Annotated in this window: 21 protein-coding genes; 17 read left to right on the plus strand and 4 right to left on the minus strand. The window is 62.1% G+C overall.

Annotated elements, in window-relative coordinates; all coding sequences use genetic code 11:
* Positions 1–233: 233 nt before the first annotated feature.
* On the plus strand, positions 234–500 hold the full coding sequence (locus GV819_RS07055; RefSeq protein WP_161754877.1) for a hypothetical protein: 267 nt from the start codon (positions 234–236) through the stop codon (positions 498–500).
* Positions 501–690: 190 nt separating this feature from the next.
* Here GV819_RS07055 and GV819_RS07060 read toward each other — a convergent pair whose 3' ends face one another.
* From GV819_RS07060 to paaY, 4 genes are all read right to left on the minus strand, one after another.
* Entirely contained in the window at positions 691–2,838 is a 2,148-nt protein-coding gene (locus GV819_RS07060; protein ID WP_161754879.1) for a phosphocholine-specific phospholipase C, read from the minus strand.
* Positions 2,839–3,190: 352 nt separating this feature from the next.
* Entirely contained in the window at positions 3,191–4,201 is a 1,011-nt protein-coding gene (locus GV819_RS07065) for a poly(ethylene terephthalate) hydrolase family protein (protein ID WP_161754881.1), read from the minus strand.
* A 290-nt stretch (positions 4,202–4,491) separates the two neighbouring features.
* Complete coding sequence (paaX, locus tag GV819_RS07070) at positions 4,492–5,415, minus strand: phenylacetic acid degradation operon negative regulatory protein PaaX (RefSeq protein WP_161754883.1); 924 nt, start codon at positions 5,413–5,415, stop codon at positions 4,492–4,494.
* 63 nt (positions 5,416–5,478) lie between these two features.
* On the minus strand, positions 5,479–6,072 hold the full coding sequence (paaY, locus tag GV819_RS07075) for a phenylacetic acid degradation protein PaaY (RefSeq protein WP_161754886.1): 594 nt from the start codon (positions 6,070–6,072) through the stop codon (positions 5,479–5,481).
* 364 nt (positions 6,073–6,436) lie between these two features.
* Here paaY and paaF point away from each other — a divergent pair, with 364 nt between their 5' ends.
* The 16 genes from paaF (at position 6,437) to nhaB (ending at position 23,603) form a co-directional block, all read left to right on the plus strand.
* Entirely contained in the window at positions 6,437–7,210 is a 774-nt protein-coding gene (gene paaF, locus GV819_RS07080) for a 2,3-dehydroadipyl-CoA hydratase PaaF (protein ID WP_161754888.1), read from the plus strand.
* Positions 7,211–7,255: 45 nt separating this feature from the next.
* Positions 7,256–8,047: a 2-(1,2-epoxy-1,2-dihydrophenyl)acetyl-CoA isomerase PaaG gene (paaG, locus tag GV819_RS07085; RefSeq protein ID WP_161754890.1), complete on the plus strand. Its 792-nt coding sequence runs from the start codon at positions 7,256–7,258 to the stop codon at positions 8,045–8,047.
* Position 8,048: 1 nt separating this feature from the next.
* The gene (gene paaH, locus GV819_RS07090) at positions 8,049–9,566 is read left to right on the plus strand and encodes a 3-hydroxyacyl-CoA dehydrogenase PaaH (protein WP_161754892.1); all 1,518 of its coding nucleotides are present in this window, start codon (positions 8,049–8,051) and stop codon (positions 9,564–9,566) included.
* Entirely contained in the window at positions 9,559–10,008 is a 450-nt protein-coding gene (gene paaI / locus GV819_RS07095) for a hydroxyphenylacetyl-CoA thioesterase PaaI (protein WP_161754894.1), read from the plus strand. Before paaH ends, paaI begins: the two co-directional genes overlap by 8 nt.
* Positions 10,001–11,209: a 3-oxoadipyl-CoA thiolase gene (gene pcaF, locus GV819_RS07100; RefSeq protein WP_161754896.1), complete on the plus strand. Its 1,209-nt coding sequence runs from the start codon at positions 10,001–10,003 to the stop codon at positions 11,207–11,209. Before paaI ends, pcaF begins: the two co-directional genes overlap by 8 nt.
* A 103-nt stretch (positions 11,210–11,312) precedes the next feature.
* The gene (gene paaK / locus GV819_RS07105; RefSeq protein WP_161754898.1) at positions 11,313–12,632 is read left to right on the plus strand and encodes a phenylacetate--CoA ligase PaaK; all 1,320 of its coding nucleotides are present in this window, start codon (positions 11,313–11,315) and stop codon (positions 12,630–12,632) included.
* 178 nt (positions 12,633–12,810) lie between these two features.
* Positions 12,811–13,800 carry a 1,2-phenylacetyl-CoA epoxidase subunit PaaA gene (gene paaA, locus GV819_RS07110; RefSeq protein ID WP_161754900.1) on the plus strand — a complete coding sequence of 330 codons (990 nt, stop codon included), beginning with the start codon at positions 12,811–12,813 and terminating at the stop codon, positions 13,798–13,800.
* A 42-nt stretch (positions 13,801–13,842) separates the two neighbouring features.
* Entirely contained in the window at positions 13,843–14,124 is a 282-nt protein-coding gene (gene paaB / locus GV819_RS07115; protein WP_161754902.1) for a 1,2-phenylacetyl-CoA epoxidase subunit PaaB, read from the plus strand.
* 8 nt (positions 14,125–14,132) lie between these two features.
* Positions 14,133–14,894, plus strand: coding sequence for a 1,2-phenylacetyl-CoA epoxidase subunit PaaC (paaC, locus tag GV819_RS07120; protein WP_161754904.1), 762 nt, complete (start codon positions 14,133–14,135; stop codon positions 14,892–14,894).
* Entirely contained in the window at positions 14,881–15,414 is a 534-nt protein-coding gene (paaD, locus tag GV819_RS07125) for a 1,2-phenylacetyl-CoA epoxidase subunit PaaD (protein WP_161754907.1), read from the plus strand. Before paaC ends, paaD begins: the two co-directional genes overlap by 14 nt.
* A 33-nt stretch (positions 15,415–15,447) precedes the next feature.
* Positions 15,448–16,524, plus strand: a complete 1,077-nt coding sequence (gene paaE / locus GV819_RS07130) for a 1,2-phenylacetyl-CoA epoxidase subunit PaaE (protein WP_161754909.1) — start codon at positions 15,448–15,450, stop codon at positions 16,522–16,524.
* Positions 16,525–16,608: 84 nt separating this feature from the next.
* A complete protein-coding gene (locus GV819_RS07135; protein ID WP_161754911.1) occupies positions 16,609–16,917 on the plus strand; it encodes a DUF485 domain-containing protein in 309 nt (102 codons plus the stop codon).
* Positions 16,914–18,560, plus strand: a complete 1,647-nt coding sequence (locus GV819_RS07140; protein ID WP_161754913.1) for a cation acetate symporter — start codon at positions 16,914–16,916, stop codon at positions 18,558–18,560. The genes GV819_RS07135 and GV819_RS07140 overlap by 4 nt, the downstream gene beginning before the upstream one ends.
* 29 nt (positions 18,561–18,589) lie before the next feature.
* Positions 18,590–19,843 (plus strand): OprD family porin, encoded by a 1,254-nt coding sequence (locus GV819_RS07145; protein WP_161754915.1) that lies wholly within the window; start codon positions 18,590–18,592, stop codon positions 19,841–19,843.
* Between the two features lie 55 nt (positions 19,844–19,898).
* Positions 19,899–21,953: a phenylacetic acid degradation bifunctional protein PaaZ gene (gene paaZ / locus GV819_RS07150; protein WP_161754917.1), complete on the plus strand. Its 2,055-nt coding sequence runs from the start codon at positions 19,899–19,901 to the stop codon at positions 21,951–21,953.
* A gap of 147 nt (positions 21,954–22,100) precedes the next feature.
* Positions 22,101–23,603 (plus strand): sodium/proton antiporter NhaB, encoded by a 1,503-nt coding sequence (gene nhaB, locus GV819_RS07155; RefSeq protein ID WP_161754919.1) that lies wholly within the window; start codon positions 22,101–22,103, stop codon positions 23,601–23,603.
* The last annotated feature ends 12 nt before the right edge of the window (positions 23,604–23,615 follow it).

Genomic DNA, 23,615 nt, shown 5'->3' on the forward strand with positions numbered 1-23,615 from the left:
CAAAGGAACTAATGTGCGGGCTTAACATCGTTGCGAGCGACTGATTGTCGCAGCTATTTGTTAAAAACCCCATAACTAAGGGCTCTGCCACAGGGTGTGAGCTCGAAAGTTGTAAAAACTTGTTTTTCCGTGTGACCTGATCGACACCTCGGTGCATCAGTACAAGTGACCAGCCGAACGGTAAGCCCAGCCGACGGCACATCATTTGATTGGGCACATAGAGAGAAGACCCCATGAACGCCCCGCTCCGTATCAACGAAGCACTTTTGATCGCCGACCGCGCATTCCAGCCTTTCCAATGCGTGGCCTGGGCCCCACAGGACGGACACGGCGAGCTGAGCCTGAGCGTCATCGACCGTACCAGCACCCGTATCGGCCACACCCAGATTCCCAGCAGCGCCTACTCTGATCCAGCCCAGCTGGAAGACCTGTTGAAACAAGCTCGCGCCGAACTGAGCCAGGACGGTTACGCACTGCAGTCCTGGGCGATGCCCAAGTAAGTGATGTTGCTAACGGATCACCGCAAGCGGTGATCCGTTATTTAAAGCAAACAACTAAGCAGGCTATCTATCCAACCTGGCCACAACTTCTACCCTCAGGGTATTAGTTGCTTTTGCTGTAATGAATTCAGCAAGCCCGCCCGCTCTCGGCGATGGGCAACAGTGCTTGCCGATCCCTGCAAAAGAACCATCATTGCCGCCCCATTAAAGGATCGCTGATGCTATGCATCCCGGTCTCCAGTCTCCCGGCAATCCTGCGCAACCAGCCACCGTCACTGTGCAGCGTCAGGTCGTACCAGCCACCGCTGGACTGACAGGCGAAGACTTGGCGCAACTCCCCTCCCGCCGGTATTGCAAGAGTCCATGGACCTTGCTGAGTGTAAGGACAGCGATCGATGCTGATGGAAATCCCTTGGTCCCGCGGATTACTCAGGGTCAGTTGCAATTGGTTGTTGCTGGAAGTCACCAGCAGTTCAGGCTGGCGTTGTTGCAGATTGCCGTGAAAGCTACGGTGAAAACCGTTGGGGCCCAACACCCAGAGCTGGTAGCTCTCTAGCACCGACCAGGTGTCCTGGAGTGCCTTGCCGGCCTCCACTGTATAGCGACGAGGAATGTCACTCAGGTGCAGGCCGTCATAGACGTGGAACACCACACCCTGCCCCCCAGTGTTCTGCAGGCTCAGCGACAACGTCCGAGCCTTGGCATCGACCTGACTGTCGACATGCAGGCGATAGGGCAATGCCCGTGAGGGTCGTGCCAGGCGCTTCTGCTCCGGTGGCAATTGCTGGCTGGCCGAAGGCAGCGGTACCGGAAGCAGTTTTTCCTGGCGTTGGCGCAGGCTGTCGGCGGCCTGGCGGGTGGTGGTCTGCAGGGCCGGAAGCGGCTCGTGGTTGGGGTCGACGAAGTTGAACGCCGACGTCAGGTCGCCGCAGACCGCACGGCGCCATGGGCTGATGTTCTGCTCCCTGACGCCGAAGCGCTTCTCGAGAAATTGCAGCACCGAGGTATGGTCGAACACTTGCGAGTTGACCCAACCGCCGCGGCTCCAGGGTGACAGCACCAGCATCGGCACCCGCGGCCCAGGCCCATATACACCGCCATCGGGCCGTGGTTGCTGGGTCGAACCGGCCGGCGCCGGATGCTTGAACAGCTCGCTATCGAAACCCAGGGTGGACTTGCCGGCAAAGCTGCCGTCCGGGCGCTGGGAAGGTGCCGAAGGCGACGGCACATGGTCGAAGAAACCATCGTTTTCATCGTAGGTCAGCAACAGCACGGTCTTGCTCCAGACCTCGGGATTATTGGTCAGCGCCAGGAGAATCTCCTGAGTGAACCAACCGCCCTGCACCGGGCTCGATGGGCCAGGATGCTCGGAATAGGCCGCCGGCGCGACAATCCAACTGACCTGGGGCAGCTTGCCGGCCTGCACATCACTGCGAAATCCGCCAATGATCGCTTCCAGGTTGCTGCCACTGCTGGCCGGCAGGGTATTGCCATTGCCTTTGTACAGAGGAGCCGCGGCGTTCAAGGCATCGCTGTAGGGCACAAAGGCGTTGAAGTCCTTCGGCGGCTGCGCCGGGTTGCCCACCTGCACGCTGGCGGCACGGTACTGGCGAAAGCCCGCCAGTGGGTTGTCGCCGAAGTTGTCCGGTAAATGCTGGTAAACCTTCCAACTGACGCCTTGCTCTTCCAGGCGCTCGGGGTAGGTCTTCCAGGTGTAGCCGACGTTCACCGCTCCCGGGCCGTCCCATTCGTTGACCACCGCAGCGACCTGCCCACCGGTTGGGCCGTTGCTGCCGGTCCAGAGAAACAGCCGGTTGGGGTTGGTGCCGGCATGCACCGAGCAGTGGTAGGCGTCACACAGGGTGAAGGTGTTGGCCAGGGCGAACTGGAACGGCAACTCCTGCTCGCGGTAGTAGCCCATGGAGGTGGCGGTCTTATGGGTCGGCCAGGCGCTCATGCGCCCGTCGCTCCAGGCCGAATGGGCATCCGCCCAGGAATGCGGCGTGCCACTGACACGCTGGGCATTACCCCGGGCACTGTCCAGGTGATAGGGCATCACCCGCCGGCCCTTGCCCTGCTGCTCCCAGACTTCGCGCTGACCGGGTAGCGGAATGGTGAAACGGTCGCTGAAACCGCGAACACCGGGAAAGGTGCCGAAGTAGTGATCGAAAGAGCGATTTTCCTGCATCAGGATGACCACATGCTCAACGTCCTTGATCGTCCCCGTGCGGTTGTTGGCCGGTATCGCCAAGGCCTGGCGAATAGCCACTGGCAAGGATGAAAAGAAAGAACCGATGGCGGCCGCTTGCAAGAGCTTCCTGCGTGAAAGACTGGGCATGGCTTATAGAGTCCTTGTGGTTGCAGTGCGATATATAACGCTGCATGCAAGGTATTCATTTCAAATAACAATGCAGTGACATTGGTATTGCAGTTATTTCATCCATGACTGAAGAACCGGATTTCAGTTTTGCTGACCTGCTCGCGAATAACCGATAATTGCCAGAAACTGGAAGAATATTCCATGAACAAAACACCCGATTTCACGAAGGGCCAGATCGAACCGGTCAACCTATGAATAAATGCCTATAGGCATGACCATGACTACAAACTTGAGCCGAGAGCAGTTAACACCTGCTCTCGAGCGTTCTCATGCAAACAGCCTTTCCTGCAATCTAACTCGGGCAACCACCTTATTGAAGGTTGTCCGCCACTTCATTGCGTTGAACTCGCAGTGGATTGAACAGCAGACGGATAAACTGCGGGTCCCGGGAGAGCTTATAGTCTTCGCCGACAAAGTACTCCTTGGCCGCCGGCTCATTCTTGCCAATGTATAGGATCCATGCAGTGGTAATACCCGCGAACTCGTCTTCCCTGATACTTCTCACCGGGCTGAAATGCGTGGCGTTATGGGCCGTGGCGCTCCACCCCGGCACTGTGCGGATCAACCCGCCCTGCCAGATTCGCGGCCAGGCCCACGCCGGCACCACCACGTCCGCGGCTCCCGTGAGTACCAAGGTAGGAGTCTTCACCGTAGAGCCAAGCCCAATCGGACCGGGTTCGATCGGAAGCGAACCTATGAAGCTCAGTTGCGGGTCGATAGCCTTCAAGGTCTCTGGCAAGAGACTTGACGACAGAATCGAGGCTCCACCTCCCGCCGAGTGCCCCGCCACGATGGTGCGTGACAGATCGACCTTGCCGAACAGCGGCGAGGTCGGGTCCTGGTTGAGCTTGCTCAATTCAAGCGCACCGAGTACATGCATGGTCGGTGCGGTATTGATGAAGTCGGAGGAAATGATCACGATAAAGCCATAACTCGCCCACAGCCTCAACAAATCCGTATATTGCCCCTGATTGGAAAGAATACCCCCTACAAAGTTGACTACCGGCAACTTATCCAGGCTCTTTATATTGCTCGGATAATAGACGCTGGTTGAAATCGGACTGGAAAAACCGTAGGGAAAGGATTGATTGCACTGAAGACTGTTGTCCAAGAGCATGATTCTGGCCAGCACCCCCAGCAAACCGCGACAATCACTCAGGACGGCATTGGTACTGACACTGTAGGGGCCCGGAGACTTGGCATACTGATCATTTGCCAGCCCGAACGCCGGAACAAGTTGCGAAGCGCTGACCAAGCCACCCCCAACAACAAACATACCGGCCAGGCAAAGTTTTACCGCGAAGTTTCGTATCACTCTCATTGAAATTCCCTTTATCTGTCTGCTTTCCCTGCAGGACCGAATACCGGTGCCTGGTCATGCTCTCCTTACTGCAAATCACCTGAACTTCCACATGAAGTCATCCAGCTGCAATGCTTCTGAAATACTCTAGATTTAGTTGCGCGCTAGATGCATGCGTCCCTAGGATAGGACAAATTAAAAGGTCGATGGTTATTTAAGTTCAGCCCCTGCACCGCAGGTTCAAGGTACTGGACAGCGTCGTGCGAGACACACAACGCCACGGATGCCTGGACCAGGATGGCGCAGGCCGATCAGGTCAATCCGCCAAAGCGCCGGTAGAAGCTCTCGCCGACATCCGGTAACGGGCCATCGGCGTTTTCCAGGGCGGTGGCCAGCCATTCTTCAGCCTTGGCCTGGATCAGCCGGTAGATATTGCGACACAGCTGACGCGCCGCGCGGCCTTCCCAATCCCCCGGGAGCAGCTCGTCCGGCAGTTGCGGGTCCCGCAGCAGCAGTTTTCGGTACTCATGGATCAACAGCAGGCGGGCCAGGAAGCAGTCGGCCGGTTGCAGTTGCTCCTGTTCGCGCAAGGCTTGCCAAAGCGGACGGAACAGTTGGATGAATTCACTGTAGTGGGCCGCCAGTTCATCAATGTTCCAGCTCTCGCGCACTTGCAGGCGCAAGGCTTTGGAACCGAGCGCGTCCTGGGCGGTGGTTTCGAAGACGATGGTTTCTTCCTGCGCACCCAGGTCGCCCAAGGTGGCGTTGATGTCCGCGCGATCGCTGCGTGGGCACGCCAGCAGCACCGGGGAGATCGCCCCAAACCCTTGCCACTCCAACTCTTCGCGCACCTGCTTGCGTTTGTCCTGGCTCAGTTGCGAGAGCATGACCAGCCACCAGGAGCCGTCCCAGGCCGGCACGCTGGCGTTATAGACACGCTTGAAGGCTTTGTCGAAGCGCCGGCGACCAGTGCCGGTGAGGCTGTAATAGCTGCGGCGGCCGACTTTCTCCGCGCTCAGCCAGCCCTCCTTGCTCAAGCGGAAGATCGAGGTGCGGATCAACCGTTCATTGATGCCGATGGGTTCCAGCAACTGGATCAAGCTACCCAACCATACGGTTCCACCGTGAGGCTCGATGGCATCACCGTAGAGGGTAATGATCAGCGAGCTGGCACGAATCGGGGTCTGCTCCTGAAAACGTTTGATCAGATGATTCAATGGCACTAGGGACGACATGGGCGTACCAGGAAAAAGGAAGAAATATACCGGATTTCAGCGGGCTACACCCTCGCCCGGCCTTTATTGTGTGCCCTTGGGGCGAAAACCGCTGGCGCCGATGCGCGGCCGATCGGCTTCGACCGCACTCAAGGGCTCGCAAGCCTGCATCCGGGTCAGGCAACGCTGGGCCAGTTGCTGATACTCGCGGGTCCCGGCCTGCTTCCAGGCCAGCTCCGCATCGCTGAGGGTGCGTTTGACACTGGCCGGCGTGCCCATCACCAGTGACTGGGGGGGGCACTCAAACCCCGCCTTGACGAAGGCCGCCGCAGCGACAAATGAACGCGGGCCGATCCTGGCGTTGTCCATCACCACCGCATTCATGCCCACCAGCGCATCGGCGCCAATGCGGCAGCCGTGCAGCACCGCGCCGTGGCCAATATGACCGTTGCGCTCGACCACTGTGTCGCTGTCAGGAAAACCGTGCATCACGCAGGTGTCCTGCAGATTGGCGCCCTCCTCCAGAATGATCCGGCCGAAGTCGCCCCGCAGGCTGGCCAGGGGCCCGACATAGCAGTGAGGACCGATGATCACATCGCCGATCAGTACCGCCGAAGGGTGAACATAAGCGCTGGGATCGATCACCGGGGTCAGGCCATCGAGGCTGTAGCAGGTCATGAAGAGGTCCTTGTGCAGCATCACCAAGAGGAGTGAACAAAGCTAATGCAAGTCTCCCGCATTTTGTATCACATCAATTCATAACAACAAAACAATAAAACGTATCGTTTACACCCCCATCGACAAGTCACATCACCTAGAAGATCAATGCCTTAAAGCCCCAATGAACAATAGGCAACCTGCCATCTCGCTGCCAACGCCGACATTTTCAGGCCGTAGCAAAAACCAACAACAAGACACATTAAATCAATTTTAAAATTGCATTACTGTATCGCTTTGGCGATATACTCGGTCAAAACCGGCTACCCAAGCCGATCCAATAATGAGCTGGCCCCTGGCCGCCGTGCACCCGAGGGCATCCGCCATGCCTCAATGCCTTGTCGTTGAACGCCTCACCGGCGGCGTTCAACTGATTACCTTGCAGCGCCCCCAGGCGCTGAACGCCCTCACCACTCAACTGCTGGACGAACTGGCCACCGCCTTGAGCGAAGCCCAGGCCGACGACGGTACCGGGGCAGTGGTCCTGACCGGCAGCGCCAAGGCCTTTGCCGCCGGCGCAGATATAAAGGAAATGGCCGAACGCGACCTGGTGGGCATGCTCAACGACCCGCGCCAGGCGTCCTGGCAACGTATCACCGCCTTCAACAAACCGCTGATCGCTGCAGTGAACGGTTTTGCCCTTGGCGGCGGCTGTGAACTGGCGATGCACGCCGACATCATCATCGCCGGCGAAGAGGCCCGCTTCGGCCAGCCGGAGATCAACCTTGGGATCATGCCCGGCGCTGGCGGTACGCAGCGCCTGCTGCGGGCCGTGGGCAAGTCACTGGCCATGCAGATGGTCCTCAGCGGTGTCGCCATCGACGCCCGCCACGCCCTGCGTGCTGGCCTGATCAGTGAAATCACCCCCGCCGAACTCACCGTCGAGCGCGCCCTGCAACTGGCCCGCCTGATTGCCAGCAAAGCCCCGCTGGCCGTGCGCCTGGCCAAAGAAGCAGTGCTCAAGGCCATGGACACTGACCTCGCCAGCGGCCTGCGCTTTGAGCGCCAGGCCTTTACCGTGCTCGCTGGCACCCAGGACCGGGAGGAAGGTATCCGCGCCTTCCAGGACAAGCGCAGCCCCAATTTCAGCGGATTTTGAGCCCGAATCACCGATTCGCACGACCTTCCAGAGAGCGCCAAGACCATGAACTTCGAACACATTCTGTTTTCCGTCGAAGCGGGCGTTGCCCTGCTCAGTCTCAATCGACCCGAACAACTGAACAGCTTCAATAGCCAGATGCACGGCGAAGTCAAAGAAGCGCTCAAGCAAGTGCGCAGCAACCCCGACGTGCGCGTGCTGCTGCTGACCGGCGAAGGCCGCGGCTTTTGCGCCGGCCAGGACCTCAGCGACCGCAATGTCGCCCCGGGCAGCGCGGTGCCAGACCTGGGCGAGTCCATCGAGCAGTTCTACAACCCGCTGATCCGCCAACTGCGCGACCTGCCGCTGCCAGTGATCTGCGCAGTGAATGGGGTTGCCGCCGGCGCCGGGGCCAATATCCCGCTGGCCTGTGACCTGGTGCTGGCAGCCCGCTCTGCGAGCTTTATCCAGGCTTTCTGCAAGATCGGCCTGATTCCTGATTCCGGTGGCACCTGGACCCTGCCGCGACTGGTAGGCATGGCCCGGGCCAAGGCCCTGGCCATGCTCGGCAATCGCCTGAGCGCTGAACAGGCCGAGCAATGGGGCCTGATCTACCAATGCGTGGATGATGCCACCCTGCGCGATGAAGCCTTGAAACTGGCGCGCCACCTGGCCACCCAGCCCACTTACGGCCTGGCGCTGATCAAGCGCAGCCTCAATGCCAGCCTGCAAAACACCTTCGATGAACAACTGGAGCTGGAGCGTGACCTGCAACGCCTGGCCGGGCGCAGCGAGGACTACCGCGAAGGCGTCAGCGCCTTCATGGAAAAACGCACGCCAACCTTCAAGGGGCGTTGAGATGTCAGCACTGACCAAGGAAGCGCGCATCGCGGTCATCGGCGCCGGCGCCATGGGCGCCGGGATTGCCCAGGTGGCCGCCCAGGCCGGGCACCGCGTACGGCTACTGGACCAGCGTCCCGGCGCGGCAGCCCAGGCTATCGCCAACATCGACCAGCAACTGAGCAAGCGGGTGCAGAACGGCAAGCTCGAGGCCAGCGCACGCCAGGCAACCCTTGACCGCCTGCAACCGGTGGAGAGCCTGGACAAACTGGTCGACAGCGACTTGATCATTGAAGCCATCGTCGAGAACCTCGAGGTCAAACGCCAGCTGTTCCAGGAGCTCGAAAGCCTGTGTCACCCCAGCTGCATCCTGGCCAGCAACACCTCCTCACTGTCGATCACCAGTATCGCCGCCGGCCTGCAGCACCCCGAGCGCTTGCTGGGCCTGCACTTTTTCAATCCGGCGCCGGTCATGGCCCTGGTCGAGGTGGTCTCCGGGCTCGCTAGCGATCCAGCCTTGGCCCAATGCCTGTACGAAACCGCCCGTAACTGGGGCAAGAAACCTGTGCATGCGCGCTCCACGCCCGGCTTCATCGTCAACCGCGTGGCCCGACCCTTCTATGCCGAAAGCCTGCGCCTGCTGCAGGAAGGCGCCGCCGACTGCGCAACCCTGGATGCCTTGCTGCGCGAGGCCGGTGGCTTTGCCATGGGCGCCTTCGAACTCACCGACCTGATCGGCCACGACGTCAACTACGGGGTCACCTGTTCGGTGTTCGCCGCCTACTACGGCGACACCCGCTTCCAGCCCTCGCTGATCCAGAAAGAGTTGGTGGACGCCGGCCACCTCGGCCGCAAGAGTGGCCAGGGTTTCTACCGCTACGCCGCCGACGCCCAGCGGCCAGCACCAAGCCAGTTGAGCAGCAGCGCCAAGGTCGAAGGCTGCGTGGTCGAGGGTGACCTGGGCATGCTCGGCGAACTGCTGCCGCGCCTGCGCCAGGCCGGGCTCGAGATCATCCAGCGTGACGGCAGCGGCCTGCTGCGGGTTGGCGATGCGGTGCTGGCCTTGAGCGATGGTCGCATGGCCAGCCAGCGCGCCCGCGACAGCGGCCTGCGCAACCTGATCCTGCTGGATCTGGCGCTGGACTATGGCCAGGTCCAGCGCCTGGCCATCAGTTGCAGCGCCGACACCAGCGCCCTGGCCCAGGACCAGGCCGTTGCCCTGTTGAATCGGGCCGGGATCCAGGTCTGCCGCCTCAGTGACACCCCGGCGCTGGCCGTACTGCGTACCGTGGCCATGCTTGCCAACGAGGCCGCCGACGCCCTGCTGCAAGGCGTCGCCTCGGCTGTCGACATCGACCTGGCCATGCGCGCCGGGGTCAATTACCCGCAAGGTCCCCTGGCCTGGGCTGATCGCCTGGGGTTGGGCTACTTGCTTCAAGTCCTGGAGCACCTCCAGGGCGCCTATGGCGAAGACCGCTATCGCCCGTCCCTGCTGCTACGGCGCCGGGTAGCCGAAGGGAGAAACCTGCATGACTGACCACCTCGCGATGAACCTCGCCAGCCGCTGCGCACAAAGTCTGTTCCAACGGGATTCGGCCAGCCAGGCCATGGGCATGCGCTTGCTGTCGGTGGCCCCCGGTGCCACACGGCTGGGCATGAGCGTGCGCGACGACATGCTGCAGGGCCACGGCACCTGCCATGGCGGCTACCTGTTCGCCCTCGCCGACTCGGCGTTCGCCTTTGCCTGCAACAGTTATGACGAGGCCACGGTGGCCATTGGCTGCAGCATCGACTACATCGCCCCGGCCCGCCTGGGCGATACGCTCACCGCCGATTGCATTGAGCAAAGCCGCAGCGGACGCACCGGCAACTACCACGTCCGCATCGAGAACCAGCAGGGGCAGTTGATCGCTCTGTTCCAAGGCAAATCCTACAAAGTGCGCGGCCCGGTGCTGACGCAGGAGACTCCCCATGAATGACGCACTGATCATTGATGCAATCCGCACCCCCATCGGTCGCTATGCCGGCGCCCTCAGCAGCGTGCGCGCCGACGACCTCGGGGCCTTGCCGCTGCAGGCGCTGATTGCGCGCAACCCCCAGGTCGACTGGAGCCAGGTCGATGAGGTGATCTACGGTTGCGCCAACCAATCCGGCGAAGACAATCGCAACGTCGCACGCATGTCGGCGCTATTGGCCGGGCTTCCAGTCAACGTACCGGGCACCACCCTCAACCGTTTGTGCGGCTCGGGCCTGGACGCCGTCGGCACCGCCGCACGGGCAATCCGCTGCGGCGAGGCCGGGTTGATGCTGGTGGGCGGCGTGGAATCCATGTCCCGCGCGCCACTGGTGATGGGCAAGGCCGAGAGCGCCTTTTCACGCCAGGCACAGCTGTTCGATACCACTCTGGGCTGGCGCTTCGTCAACCCGCTGATGGAGCAGCAGTACGGCATCGACTCCATGCCGGAAACCGCCGAAAACGTTGCCGAGCAGTTCAATATCTCCCGCGCCGACCAGGACGCCTTTGCCCTGCGCAGCCAGTTGCGCGCGGCGGCGGCCCAGGCCAGCGGGCGCCTGGCCGAGGAAATCGTTGCCGTGACGATTGCCCAGCGCAAGGGCCCGGCCAAGGTGGTAGAGCACGATGAACACCCCCGTGGGGATACCACCCTGGAACAACTGCAAAAGCTCGCCACACCCTTTCGCCAGGGCGGCAGCATCACCGCCGGCAACGCCTCTGGACTCAACGACGGGGCCTGCGCTCTGCTGCTGGCCAGCCCGGCCCAGGCCAAGCGCCATGGTCTGAAAGCCCGCGCCCGAGTGGTGGCCATGGCCACGGCCGGGGTCGAGCCACGGATCATGGGCATCGGTCCGGTACCGGCGACCCGCAAGGTCCTGGAGCTGGCCAACCTGAGCCTGGCAGACATGGACATCATCGAACTCAACGAAGCCTTTGCCGCCCAGGGCCTGGCTGTACTGCGGGAGCTGGGACTGGCGGACGACGATCCGCGGGTCAACCCCAACGGCGGCGCCATCGCCCTGGGCCACCCCCTGGGCATGAGCGGCGCACGCCTGGTCACCACCGCCCTGCACGAGCTGGAAGCCCGCCAAGGTCGCTATGCCCTGTGCACCATGTGCATCGGCGTCGGCCAAGGTATTGCCCTGATCATCGAGCGAGTTTCGTAACAAACAAAAAACGATCTCCAGGGAGCCCGAAGGTATCCTTGGCGCATGCACTCAAGACCGGTCCATGGACGGGTCGCAAGACAAAAACAATTCGAGTGAAGTCATGAACATGCCATTAGCCAAAGCCGTGCCCAACAGCCTGCTCGACCCCATGGAAACTGCGAGCATCGACCATCTGCGCCAGCATCAACTGGAACGTTTGCGCTGGAGCCTGAACCACGCCTACAACAAGGTACCGCTGTACCGCCAGCGCTTCGACGAAGCCGGTTTGCACCCGGATGACATCCGCCACCTGGAAGACCTGGGCAAGCTGCCTTTCACCACCAAGTCCGACCTGCGCGACAACTACCCCTACGGCATGTTCGCCGTGCCCATGCAGGAGGTGGTACGCCTGCACGCCTCCAGTGGCACCACCGGCAAGCCAACCGTGGTCGGCTATACCCAGAACGACATCGACACCTGGGCCAATGTGGTGGCGCGCTCGATCCGCGCCGGCGGTGGCCGCCGCGGGGACAAGGTGCACATCTCCTACGGCTACGGCCTGTTCACCGGCGGCCTGGGCGCGCACTACGGCGCCGAGCGCCTGGGCTGTACGGTGATCCCCATGTCCGGCGGCCAGACCGAGAAGCAGGTACAGCTGATCAAGGATTTCCAGCCGGACATCATCATGGTCACACCGTCCTACATGCTTAACATCGCCGACGAGATCGAGCGCCAGGGCCTGGACCCGCACAAACTGGCCCTGCGCCTGGGAATCTTCGGCGCTGAACCCTGGACCGCCGAGCTGCGCGGCGCCATCGAACAGCGCCTGGGCATCACCGCACTGGACATCTACGGCCTCTCGGAAATCATGGGGCCTGGCGTAGCCATGGAGTGCGCCGAGACCAAGGACGGGCCAACGATCTGGGAAGACCATTTCTACCCGGAAATCATCGACCCGGTCACCGGCCAGGTACTGCCGGATGGGCAGATGGGCGAGCTGGTCTTCACCTCCCTGAGCAAGGAGGCACTGCCGATGATCCGCTACCGCACCCGCGATCTGACACGCCTGCTGCCCGGCACGGCACGACCGATGCGGCGCATCGACAAGATCACCGGCCGCAGCGACGACATGCTGATCATCCGAGGGGTCAACGTATTCCCGACCCAGGTCGAGGAGCAGGTGCTCAAGGTCAAGCAGCTGTGCGAATGCTATGAGATCCACCTGTACCGCAACGGCAACCTCGACAGTGTCGACGTGCACGTGGAACTCAAGACGGAACATCAGCACCTGGGAGAAGCTGAGCAGAAAGCCATCTGTGGCGACCTTAGCAAACACATAAAGAACCATATCGGCATCAGCTCACGTATCATTTTACAGCCTCAATTCAGCATCAAGCGTTCTGAGGGCAAGGCCTGCCGAGTTATCGACAACCGCAAGTAATCACCACAGATCCTGGGAGCCCCGCTAGTGCGGGGCTTTTTTGTGCCCGGCTGAAAAACCTCACTGACAAAGCGATACAAAAACAATTACGACACCTTATTTTATGTTTGATATTTATTTTTGTATCACTTATAAAGTCTTCCATGCCCAGGCACACACTCACGGCGGGAGACAACACATGTACGCACAGCTGGTAGAAACCGGGGTCAAGCGCATCAAGAGCCTTGAGGAGATGTCCGAGCAGGAACGCACCTTCCAGGAAAAGATCGACCGGGAAATCAAGATCGAAGCCAAGAACTGGATGCCCGAGGCCTACCGGCAGACGCTGGTCCGGCAAATCTCCCAGCATGCCCACTCGGAAATCGTCGGCATGCTGCCCGAGGGCAACTGGGTCACCCGTGCCCCGACCCTCAAGCGCAAGCTGCAACTGATGGCCAAGATCCAGGATGAAGCCGGCCACGGGCTGTACCTGTACAGCGCCATGGAAACCCTGGGTGCCGATCGCGACGAAGAAGTGGCCAAGCTCCACAGCGGCCGCGCCAAGTACTCAAGCATCTTCAACTACCCGACCCTGAACTGGGCGGACATGGGCGCCGTGGGCTGGCTGGTGGATGGCGCCGCAATCGTCAACCAGGTGGTGTTGCAGCGCACCTCCTACGGCCCCTACTCCCGGGCCATGGTGCGGATCTGCAAGGAAGAGAGCTTCCACCAGCGCCAGGGCTACGAAATCCTCCTGACCATGATGCGCGAAGGCAACCAGGCGCAAAAAGACATGGTCCAGGACGCCATCAACCGCCTGTGGTGGCCGGCCCTGATGATGTTCGGCCCGAGTGACGAACACTCGCCCAACAGTGCCCAGTCCATGGCCTGGAAGATCAAGCGCCAAAGCAACGACGAGCTGCGCCAACGCTTCATCGACCAGACCATCCCGCAGCTTGAACTGCTGGGTTGCACCTGCCCCGATCCGGACCTTGAGTGGAACGCCGAGCGCGGCCACTACGACTTCGGTGACATCCAGTGGGACGAATTCTACGAAGTGCTCAAGGGCAATGGCCCGTGCAACCAGGAACGCCTCGCCACCCGGCGCAAGGCCATCGAGGACGGAGCCTGGGTCCGCGCAGCCGCGGTCGCTCATGCCCGCAAGAAAACCAATAAAAACGCCGCCTGATTCGCCCAACCGCGATCCAACGCCTGATGTGGAGACACCCTGATGTCTGAATGGACCCTGTTCGAAGTCTTCGTGCGCAGCAAGCACGGCCTCAACCACAAACACGTCGGCAGCGTGCATGCCGCCGACAACACCATGGCCATCGAGAACGCCCGTGACCTCTACACCCGCCGCAGCGAAGGCGTGAGCCTATGGGTGGTGCCTTCGGCGCTGATCGTCGCCTCGTCCCCGGACGACAAGGACCCGCTGTTCGATCCCGCCGACGACAAGGTCTATCGCCACGCCAGCTTTTACGAGCTGCCGCCTGAAGTCGGACACATGTGAGGCCGACCATGACCATTCAAACCGATCTGCTCCCTTACCTGCTGCGCCTCGGCGACAGCGCCCTGATCCAGGGCCAGCGCCTGTGCCAATGGTGCGGCCGCGCGCCGGCCCTGGAAGAAGAACTGGGCCTGATGAACGTCGGCCTCGACCTGGTGGGCCAGGCCCGCAACTGGCTGGACTACGCTGCAGAACTGCTGGATGACGGCCGCGATGCCGACCGCCTGGCATTCCATCGCGATGAGCGCGCCTACCGCAACCTGCTGCTGGTGGAACAGCCCAACGGCGATTTCGCCGTGACCATGCTCAAGCAGTTCCTGTATGACGCCTGGCACCTGCAAGTGCTCAAGGGCCTGAGCACAAGCGGTGACGAGCGCATCGCCGGGATCGCCGCCAAAGCCGTCAAGGAAGTCACCTATCACTTGCGCCGCTCCGCAGAATGGGTCGAGCGCCTGGGCGACGGCACCGAGGAAAGCCACCAGCGCATGCTCGATGCCATCCCCTTGCTGTGGCGTTTTACCGTCGAGCTGAGCAGCGCTGACGACAGCGAAAATCGCCTGCACCAGGCCGGCCTGATCCCCGAAACCGCAGCAGTCGCCGCTGCCTGGCAGGCGCAAGTGGCCGAGACATTTGCCAACGCCACCCTGCCCCTGCCCGCCGCCGCCAGTTACTTCTACCTTGACGCCCGTCGCGGCCTGCACAGCGAACACCTGGGCATTCTGCTGGCAGAAATGCAGTCCCTGCCGCGAGCCTACCCCGATGCGACCTGGTGAGCTGATCGCCAGCGACCAGGGCGCCCGCGCGGTATACGCCGGCGACCTGGAAGCTGCCTGGGCGACCCTGAATCAGGTCATGGATCCGGAAGTGCCGGTGGTCAGCGTGGTCGACCTGGGCATCGTCCGCGACCTGGACTGGCGCGACGGTCACTTGCACGTGGTGGTGACCCCGACCTACTCCGGCTGCCCGGCCACCGAGGTGATCGAAAGCGATATCCGTGCCGCCCTGGAGCTCGCCGGATTTCGTGCCCCACAGCTGCAACGCAAGCTGACCCCGGCCTGGAGCACCGACTGGATCACCGAGACTGGCCGCCAGCGCCTGCGGGCCTATGGCATCGCCCCGCCAGAGTCCAGCACCAGTAAACGCAGCCTCCTGGGGCAGAGCCCACACGTGGCCTGTCCACAGTGCGGCAGCGAGCACACCGAGCGCCTCAGCGAGTTCGGCTCAACCGCCTGCAAGGCCCTGTATCGCTGCCGCGACTGCCTAGAGCCGTTCGACTATTTCAAGTGCATCTGAACGGCCGCCGGCCGTGTCAGAGGGAGAGTCACCATGAGTAAATTCCACAGCCTGACGATCAAGGATGTACGCAGCGAAACCCGTGACGCGGTGTCCATCGCCTTCGAGATTCCGCAACACCTGCAGGACAGCTTCCACTTCACCCAGGGCCAGCACCTGGTGATGCGTACCCATATGGACGGCGAAGAAGTGCGCCGTTCCTATTCGATCTGCACCGGGGTCAATGACGGCGAATTGCGCATCGCGATCAAGCGCGTGGCCGGTGGACGCTTCTCGGCCTTCGCCAATGAACAGCTCAAGGCTGGCCAGCAACTGGAAGTGATGCCGCCCGCCGGGCACTTCCACGTTGAACTCGATCCGGCCCACCACGGCCACTACCTGGCAGTCGCCGCTGGCAGCGGCATCACGCCGATCCTGTCGATCATCAAGACCACCCTGGAAACCGAACCCCATAGCCGCGTGACCCTGCTTTACGGCAACCGCTCCAGTTCCAGCGCACTGTTTCGCGAACAGCTCGAAGACCTGAAGAACCGCTACCTGCAACGCCTGAACCTGATCTTCGTATTCAGCCGCGAGCAACAAGACATCGACCTCTACAACGGCCGGATCACTGCTGACAAATGCCAGCAGTTGTTTTCCCGCTGGCTCGACGTCAAGACCCTGGACGCGGCCTTTATTTGCGGTCCACAGGAAATGACCGAAGCGGTACGCGACAGCCTCAAGGCCCAGGGCATGCTGGCCGAGCGCATCCATTTCGAACTGTTCGCCGCCGCCGGCAGCCAACACAAACGTCAAGCCCGTGAGGCCGCGCGGCAGATTGATGCCGCCGTCAGCCAGATCACCGTGATCAGTGACGGCCGCGCCCTGGCCTTCGACCTGCCGCGCAACACCCAGAGCATCCTCGACGCCGGCAATGCCCAGGGTGCCGAGCTGCCCTATTCGTGCCGGGCCGGGGTGTGCTCGACCTGCAAGTGCAAGGTCATCGAAGGCGAGGTGGACATGGACAGCAACCACGCCCTGGAAGACTACGAAGTGGCGGCCGGCTACGTGCTGTCCTGCCAGTCATACCCGGTCAGCGCCAAGGTGGTGTTGGACTTCGACCAACTCTAGACAGCTGCGTGCACAGGCGCCGGCTCACCGGCGCCAGCAAGGCCTACGCCCAAACAATAAAAACAACAGCAAGAGAGCGCCCCCATGACCCCGCAAGAAATAGAACAAATCCGCCTGCACCCGGACTTTATCCAACTGGTACGACGCAAACAGAAGCTCTATTGGTCCCTGACCCTGGCCATGCTGGTGATCTATTACGGCTTCGTGCTGCTGGTGGCGTTCTCCCCCAGCACCCTGGGTCGGTCGCTCAGTGGCGGAGTGACCACGGTCGGCATGCTGGTGGGCGTAGTGATCGTGCTGCTGGCCTTCGCCTTGACCGGCTTTTATGTCTACCGCGCCAACCATGTGATCGACCCGCTGAATGAAAAACTCAAGCAGGAGTGCGCTCAATGAAAGCACTGTCGGCGTTATTCCTGCTGCCCGGCCTGTTGCTCAGCGATCTTGCGCTGGCCGCAGAAGGCAGTGCACGACCGTTGAACTGGAACGCCATCGGCATGTTCCTGGTGTTTGTGCTGTTTACCCTCGGAGTCACGCGCTGGGCCGCCCTGCGCACCCGCTCGGCCAGTGATTTCTACACCGCCGGCGGCGGCATGAGCGGCTTCCAGAACGGCCTGGCGATTGCCGGCGACATGATTTCCGCAGCGTCCTTCCTCGGCATCTCGGCAATGATGTTCCTCAACGGCTACGACGGCCTGCTATATGCCCTGGGGGTGTTGGCCGGCTGGCCGATCATTCTGTTCCTGATCGCCGAGCGCCTGCGCAACTTGGGCAAATACACCTTTGCCGACGTGGTCTCCTACCGCCTGGAGCAGACGCCGGTGCGCCTGACCTCGGCCTTCGGCACCCTGACCGTGGCGCTGATGTACCTGGTGGCGCAGATGGTCGGCGCCGGCAAGCTGATCGAATTGCTGTTCGGTATCAGCTACCTCTATGCAGTGATGCTGGTGGGCGTGCTGATGGTGTTCTACGTGACTTTCGGCGGCATGCTGGCGACCACGTGGGTACAGATCATCAAGGCGGTGATGCTGCTGTTCGGCACCACCTTCATGGCCTTCATGGTGCTCAAGCACTTTGGCTTCAGCATCGAGGCCATGTTCGCCGGGGCCACAGCAGTACACACCAAGGGCACGGCCATCATGGCCCCTGGCGGCTTGCTGTCGAACCCCATCGACGCTATCTCCCTGGGGCTGGGCATGATGTTCGGCACCGCCGGCCTACCGCACATCCTCATGCGTTTCTTCACCGTCAGCGACGCCAAGGAAGCGCGCAAGAGCGTGTTCTACGCCACCGGTTTCATTGGTTACTTCTACCTGCTGCTGATCGTGGTCGGCTTTGGCGCCATCGTCATGGTCGGCACCGAGCCCGAGTACCGCGACGCCAGCGGTGCCATCGTCGGCGGCGCCAACATGATCGCCGTGCACCTGGCACAGGCGGTGGGCGGCAACCTGTTTCTCGGTTTCATCTCGGCGGTGGCCTTCGCCACCATCCTCGCGGTAGTGGCCGGGCTGGCCTTGTCCGGCGCGTCGGCGGTGTCCCACGACCTGTATGCCTGTGTGATTCGCAAAGGCCAGGCCACGGAAAAACAGGAAATCCGCGTCTCGCGGATCGCCACTCTGTGCATTGGTGTGCTGGCGATCATCCTCGGCCTGCTGTTCGAGTCGCAGAACATTGCCTTCCTTTCCGGGCTGGTACTGGCGATTGCCGCTTCGGTCAACTTCCCGGTGCTGTTCCTGTCGATGTTCTGGAAAGGCCTGACCACCCGTGGTGCCGTCAGCGGCAGCATGGCCGGGCTGGTCTCGGCGATTGTCCTGCTGGTGCTCAGCCCCGCGGTGTGGGTCAACGTCCTGCACCACGAACACGCACTGTTCCCTTACTCCAACCCGGCCCTGTTCTCCATGAGCCTGGCATTTGCCTGTGCCTGGCTGTTCTCGGTCACCGACCGTTCGGCTCGGGCAGATCTGGAACGCGGGCGCTACCTGGCGCAGTTCATCCGCTCCATGACCGGGATCGGCGCTTCCAGCGCCAGCAAACACTGACATTGGCTTGATAACAGGGAATAAAAATAATGCACCCCGTTTACCTCAATGCGCGCAAAGCTCCGCTGTACCTGCTGACGGCCGCCAGTCTGCCGCTGTTCGCCCCACCGGCCCTGGCCGACTTTGTCAGTGACAGCAGCGCGCGCCTGGAAATGCGCAATCACTACATCAACCGCGACTTCCGCCAACACAACGCGGCGCAGTCCAAGGCCGAGGAATGGGCCCAGGGCTTTACCGCGCGCATCACCTCCGGATTCACCGAAGGCACCTTCGGTTTCGGCCTGGATGCCCTCGGCGAATTGGGGCTCAAGCTTGATTCCAGCCCCGACCGCCGTGGCACTGGGCTGCTGCCATATGGGCGCGACAGCCATGAACCGGCGGACCAGTTCAGCGAGCTGGGCCTGACCGGCAAGGTCCGCGTGGCCGACAGCGTGCTGAAAATCGGCACCCTGCAACCTTTGCTGCCGGTGGTCACCTACAACGATACTCGCCTGTTGGGCTCGACCTTCCAGGGCGGCCTGCTGACCAGCCAGGACATTCGCGACCTGACCCTGAATGCCGGGCGCCTGACCAAGACCAACCTGCGTGACTCATCGAGCAACGATGACATCGGCTACGGCGCCGCCACCAGCGATCACTTCGACTTCGCCGGCGGCAGCTACGCCTTCAACCCGCAACTGAGCCTGAGCTACTACTACGCCAAGCTGGACCAGATCTATCGCCAGCAATTTGTCGGCCTGCTGCACACCCAGCCCCTGGGCAACGGCTTCAGCCTGCGCAGCGACCTGCGTTACTTCGACAGTCGCGGCGACGGCATCGAGCGCGCCGGGCGCATCGACAACCGCAACTTCAACAGCATGTTCACCCTGGCTCATGGCGCCCATAAAGTCAGCGCCACCTGGCAGCAACTGTCCGGCGACAGTGCCTTTCCGTTCCTTAACGGCGGCGACCCGTACGTGGTCAACCTGGTGACCTACAACACCTACACCCGGGCTGACGAGGACTCCTGGCAACTGCGCTACGACTACAACTTCGCCGCCCTCGGCGTGCCCGGCCTGAGCTTCATGACCCGCTACACCGACGGCCGCCACGCCAAGGCCGGCGCCGTGGACAACGGCCGCGAGTGGGAACGCGACACCGACATCACCTACGTGATCCAGAGCGGAGTGCTCAAGGACGTCAGCCTGCGCTGGCGCAACGTGACCTTTCGCTCGGGCAACGGCCTGACCACCGCCCTGGATGAGAACCGCCTGATCGTCGGTTACACCCTGGCCCTTTGGTAAACCCCAACCGGCGCCGAACGGGCGCCGGCCGTTTTTTTCTTCCGGAGCAATCGTGATGACTCACGCCCCTACGCTGCAAAGCTTCATCGCCGGTCGCTGGATTGGCCAACACGCTGCCCAGGTCCTGCGCAGCGCGATTGACGGCCACGAACTGGCGCGCACCCACGAAGAACGCCCGGACTTTGCCGAAGCTGTCGAGCACGCTCGGCGCCAGGGTGTCGCGGCGCTGATGGCGCTGGATTTCCAGCAACGGGCGCAACGGCTCAAGGCCCTGGCCCTGTACCTCAGCGAGCGCAAGGAACAGCTGTACGCCCTGTCCCACCACAGCGGCGCGACCCGGGCCGACAGCTGGATCGATATCGAGGGCGGCAACAGCACCCTGTTCACCTACTCCGGCCTGGGTTCCAGGGAACTGCCCTCGGGCAACATCGTCCACGAAGGCCCGGCGCTGTCACTGAGTAAACTGGGAAGCTTCGCCGGTACCCATATCCTGGTGCCCCGGGGTGGCCTGGCGGTGCACATCAACGCCTTCAACTTCCCGATCTGGGGCATGTTGGAAAAGTTCGCTCCCAGCTTCCTCGCCGGTATGCCGTGCATCGTCAAGCCCGCCAGCTCCACCAGCTACCTGACGCAAGCCGTGGTACGCCTGATGGATGAGTCGGGCCTGCTGCCTGCCGGCGCCCTGCAATTGGTGATCGGTGGCACCGGCGACCTGCTGGACCGGCTGCAAGGCCAGGATGTGGTGACCTTCACCGGTTCGGCCGATACCGCCGCCAAGCTGCGGGTCAACCCCAACCTGATCCGCCATTCGGTGCCGTTCAACGCCGAGGCCGACTCGCTGAACTGCGCCATCCTCGCCCCGGACGTGAGCCCGGACGATGAGGAGTTCGAACTGTTCATCAAGGAAGTCGCTCGGGAAATGACGGTCAAGGCCGGCCAGAAATGCACCGCGATCCGCCGCGCCATCGTTCCGGCCAAACACATCGATGCCGTGGCCGAACGCCTGCGCGCACGCCTGGCCAAGGTGGTGGTCGGCGACCCATCGGTGGAAGGGGTGCGCATGGGCCCACTGGCTTCCCACGACCAGCAACGTGACGTCACCGAGCGCCTGGAGAGCCTGCTGCGCAGCAGCGACCTACTGTTTGGCGCCAAGGACGGCTTTGCGCCGCGTGGCGAAAACGTCAACCAGGGCGCATTTTTCGCCCCGACCCTGCTGCGTGCCCGCGATCCCCATGCCGAAGGCGGTGCTCACGACATCGAGGCATTCGGCCCGGTCAGCACCCTGATGACCTACGACGATCTGGATGAAGCGCTGGTCCTGGCCGCGCGCGGCAAAGGCAGCCTGGTGGCCAGCCTGGTCACCAAGGACCCACGCATCGCGGCCCGGGCGATCCCTGTCGCAGCGGCCTGGCACGGGCGCCTGCTGGTGCTGGACCGCGAGTCTGCCGCCGAGTCCACCGGCCACGGCTCGCCCCTGCCACAACTGAAACACGGCGGCCCGGGCCGGGCCGGTGGTGGCGAAGAGCTGGGCGGCCTGCGCGCGGTGAAACACTACCTGCAACGGGCCGCGATCCAGGGTTCGCCGAGCATGCTGGCAGCTGTCACTGGGGAATACGTGCGCGGCGCCAAAGTGATCGAGACCGAGGTCCATCCGTTCCGCCGTTACTTCCAGGACTTGCAGATCGGCGAATCGCTGCTGACCCATCGGCGCACAGTCACCGAAGCCGACTTGGTGAACTTCGGCTGCCTGTCCGGTGACCACTTCTATATGCACTTCGATGACATCGCGGCCAAGGAATCGCAATTCGGCAAGCGCATCGCCCATGGCTACTTCGTGCTCTCGGCAGCGGCCGGGCTGTTCGTCTCGCCAGCGCCCGGCCCGGTGCTGGCCAACTACGGCCTGGACACCCTGCGCTTCATCAACCCGGTGGGCATTGGCGACACCATCCAGGCCCGGTTGACCTGCAAGCGCAAGATTGACCAGGGTAAAACCAGTCCCCAGGGCATTCCTCAGGGCGTGGTGGCCTGGGATGTGGAAGTCACCAACCAGTTGGGCGAATTGGTGGCCAGCTACGACATCCTGACCCTGGTGGTCAAACGCGACGACTGAGTCCTTTGCCCCCCACACCTCTCCTAGGAACTGGCTGCCGGCTCCTAGGGGAACCAGAAGATAATTGTGGCAAAAGATTTCATCGTTTCTTGATTCTAAAACCGGCTTGCGGCAAGTTGCGCGCTTCTTACTGCAAAGGAGCAGCCAATGTCCGGTTCAATGGCCCAGGCGTTCGCCCATAATTTTCTCGGCCACTCGCCCCGCTGGTACAAGGCCAGCATTGTCGCCTTCCTGCTGCTCAATCCCCTGCTGTTCTACACCGTCAGCCCGGCGGCGGCCGGCTGGTGCCTGGTAATCGAGTTCATCTTCACCCTGGCCATGGCCCTCAAGTGCTATCCGCTAATGCCCGGCGGCCTGTTGCTGGTGGAGGCCATGCTACTGGGCATGGCCACGCCCCAGGCGCTGTACGACGAACTGGTGCACAACTTCCCGGTGATCCTGCTGCTGATGTTCATGGTGGCCGGTATCTACTTCATGAAGGAGTTGCTGCTGTTCCTGTTCTCCCGGTTGCTGCTGGGGGTGCGTTCCAAGGCGTTGCTGGCGCTGCTGTTCTGCTTTCTGTCGGCATTCCTGTCGGCCTTTCTCGACGCGCTGACCGTCACCGCGGTGATCATCAGCGCCGCTGTGGGTTTCTATTCGGTGTATCACCGGGTGGCCTCCGGCAACGATCCGCGCCAGGACAGCGCCTTTGGTGATGACCAGCAGCTGCCGGCCCTGCATCACGACGACCTGGAGCAGTTCCGTGCGTTCTTGCGCAGCCTGCTGATGCACGGCGCCGTAGGTACGGCCCTGGGTGGTGTGTGCACCCTGGTGGGCGAACCGCAGAACCTATTGATCGGTCATGAAATGGGCTGGCACTTCGTCGACTTCTTCAGCAAGGTGGCGCCGGTGTCGCTGCCGGTACTGGTGGCCGGCCTGGTGACCTGCGTACTGCTGGAGAAACTGCGCTGGTTCGGCTACGGCACTTTGCTGCCGGACAATGTGCGCCAGGTGCTGGCCAACTACGCCGCGGAAGACAACGCCCAGCGCACCTCACGCCAGCGGGCGGCGTTGCTGGTTCAAGGTTTGGCCGCGCTGATCCTGATCGTCGGCCTGGCCCTGCATGTGGCCGAGGTCGGCCTGATCGGCCTGCTGGTGATCGTGCTGATCACCGCCTTCACCGGGATTACCGATGAGCACCGGGTGGGCAACGCCTTCAAGGACGCCATGCCCTTCACCGCGTTGCTGGTGGTGTTCTTTGCCGTGGTGGCAGTGATTCACCAGCAGCAGCTGTTCACTCCATTGATCGAGTGGGTGCTGGCGCTGCCGGCGGATCAACAGCCGGGCATGCTGTTCATCGCCAATGGCCTGTTGTCGGCCATCAGTGACAACGTGTTCGTCGCCACCATCTACATCACCGAAGTGAAGCAGGCCTTTATCTCCGGGCAGATGAGCCGTGAACACTTCGAGACCCTGGCCATCGCCATCAACACCGGCACCAACCTGCCGAGCGTGGCCACACCCAATGGCCAGGCGGCCTTCCTGTTCCTGCTGACCTCAGCGATTGCACCACTGGTGCGCCTGTCCTATGGACGGATGGTCTGGATGGCCCTGCCTTACACCGTGGTGATGGGGTTGCTGGGCTGGTATGCGGTGAGTTACTGGCTGTAAGGACCCAGCGGC

Source organism: Pseudomonas sp. Fl5BN2 (genome assembly GCF_009908205.1).
Lineage (GTDB): Bacteria > Pseudomonadota > Gammaproteobacteria > Pseudomonadales > Pseudomonadaceae > Aquipseudomonas.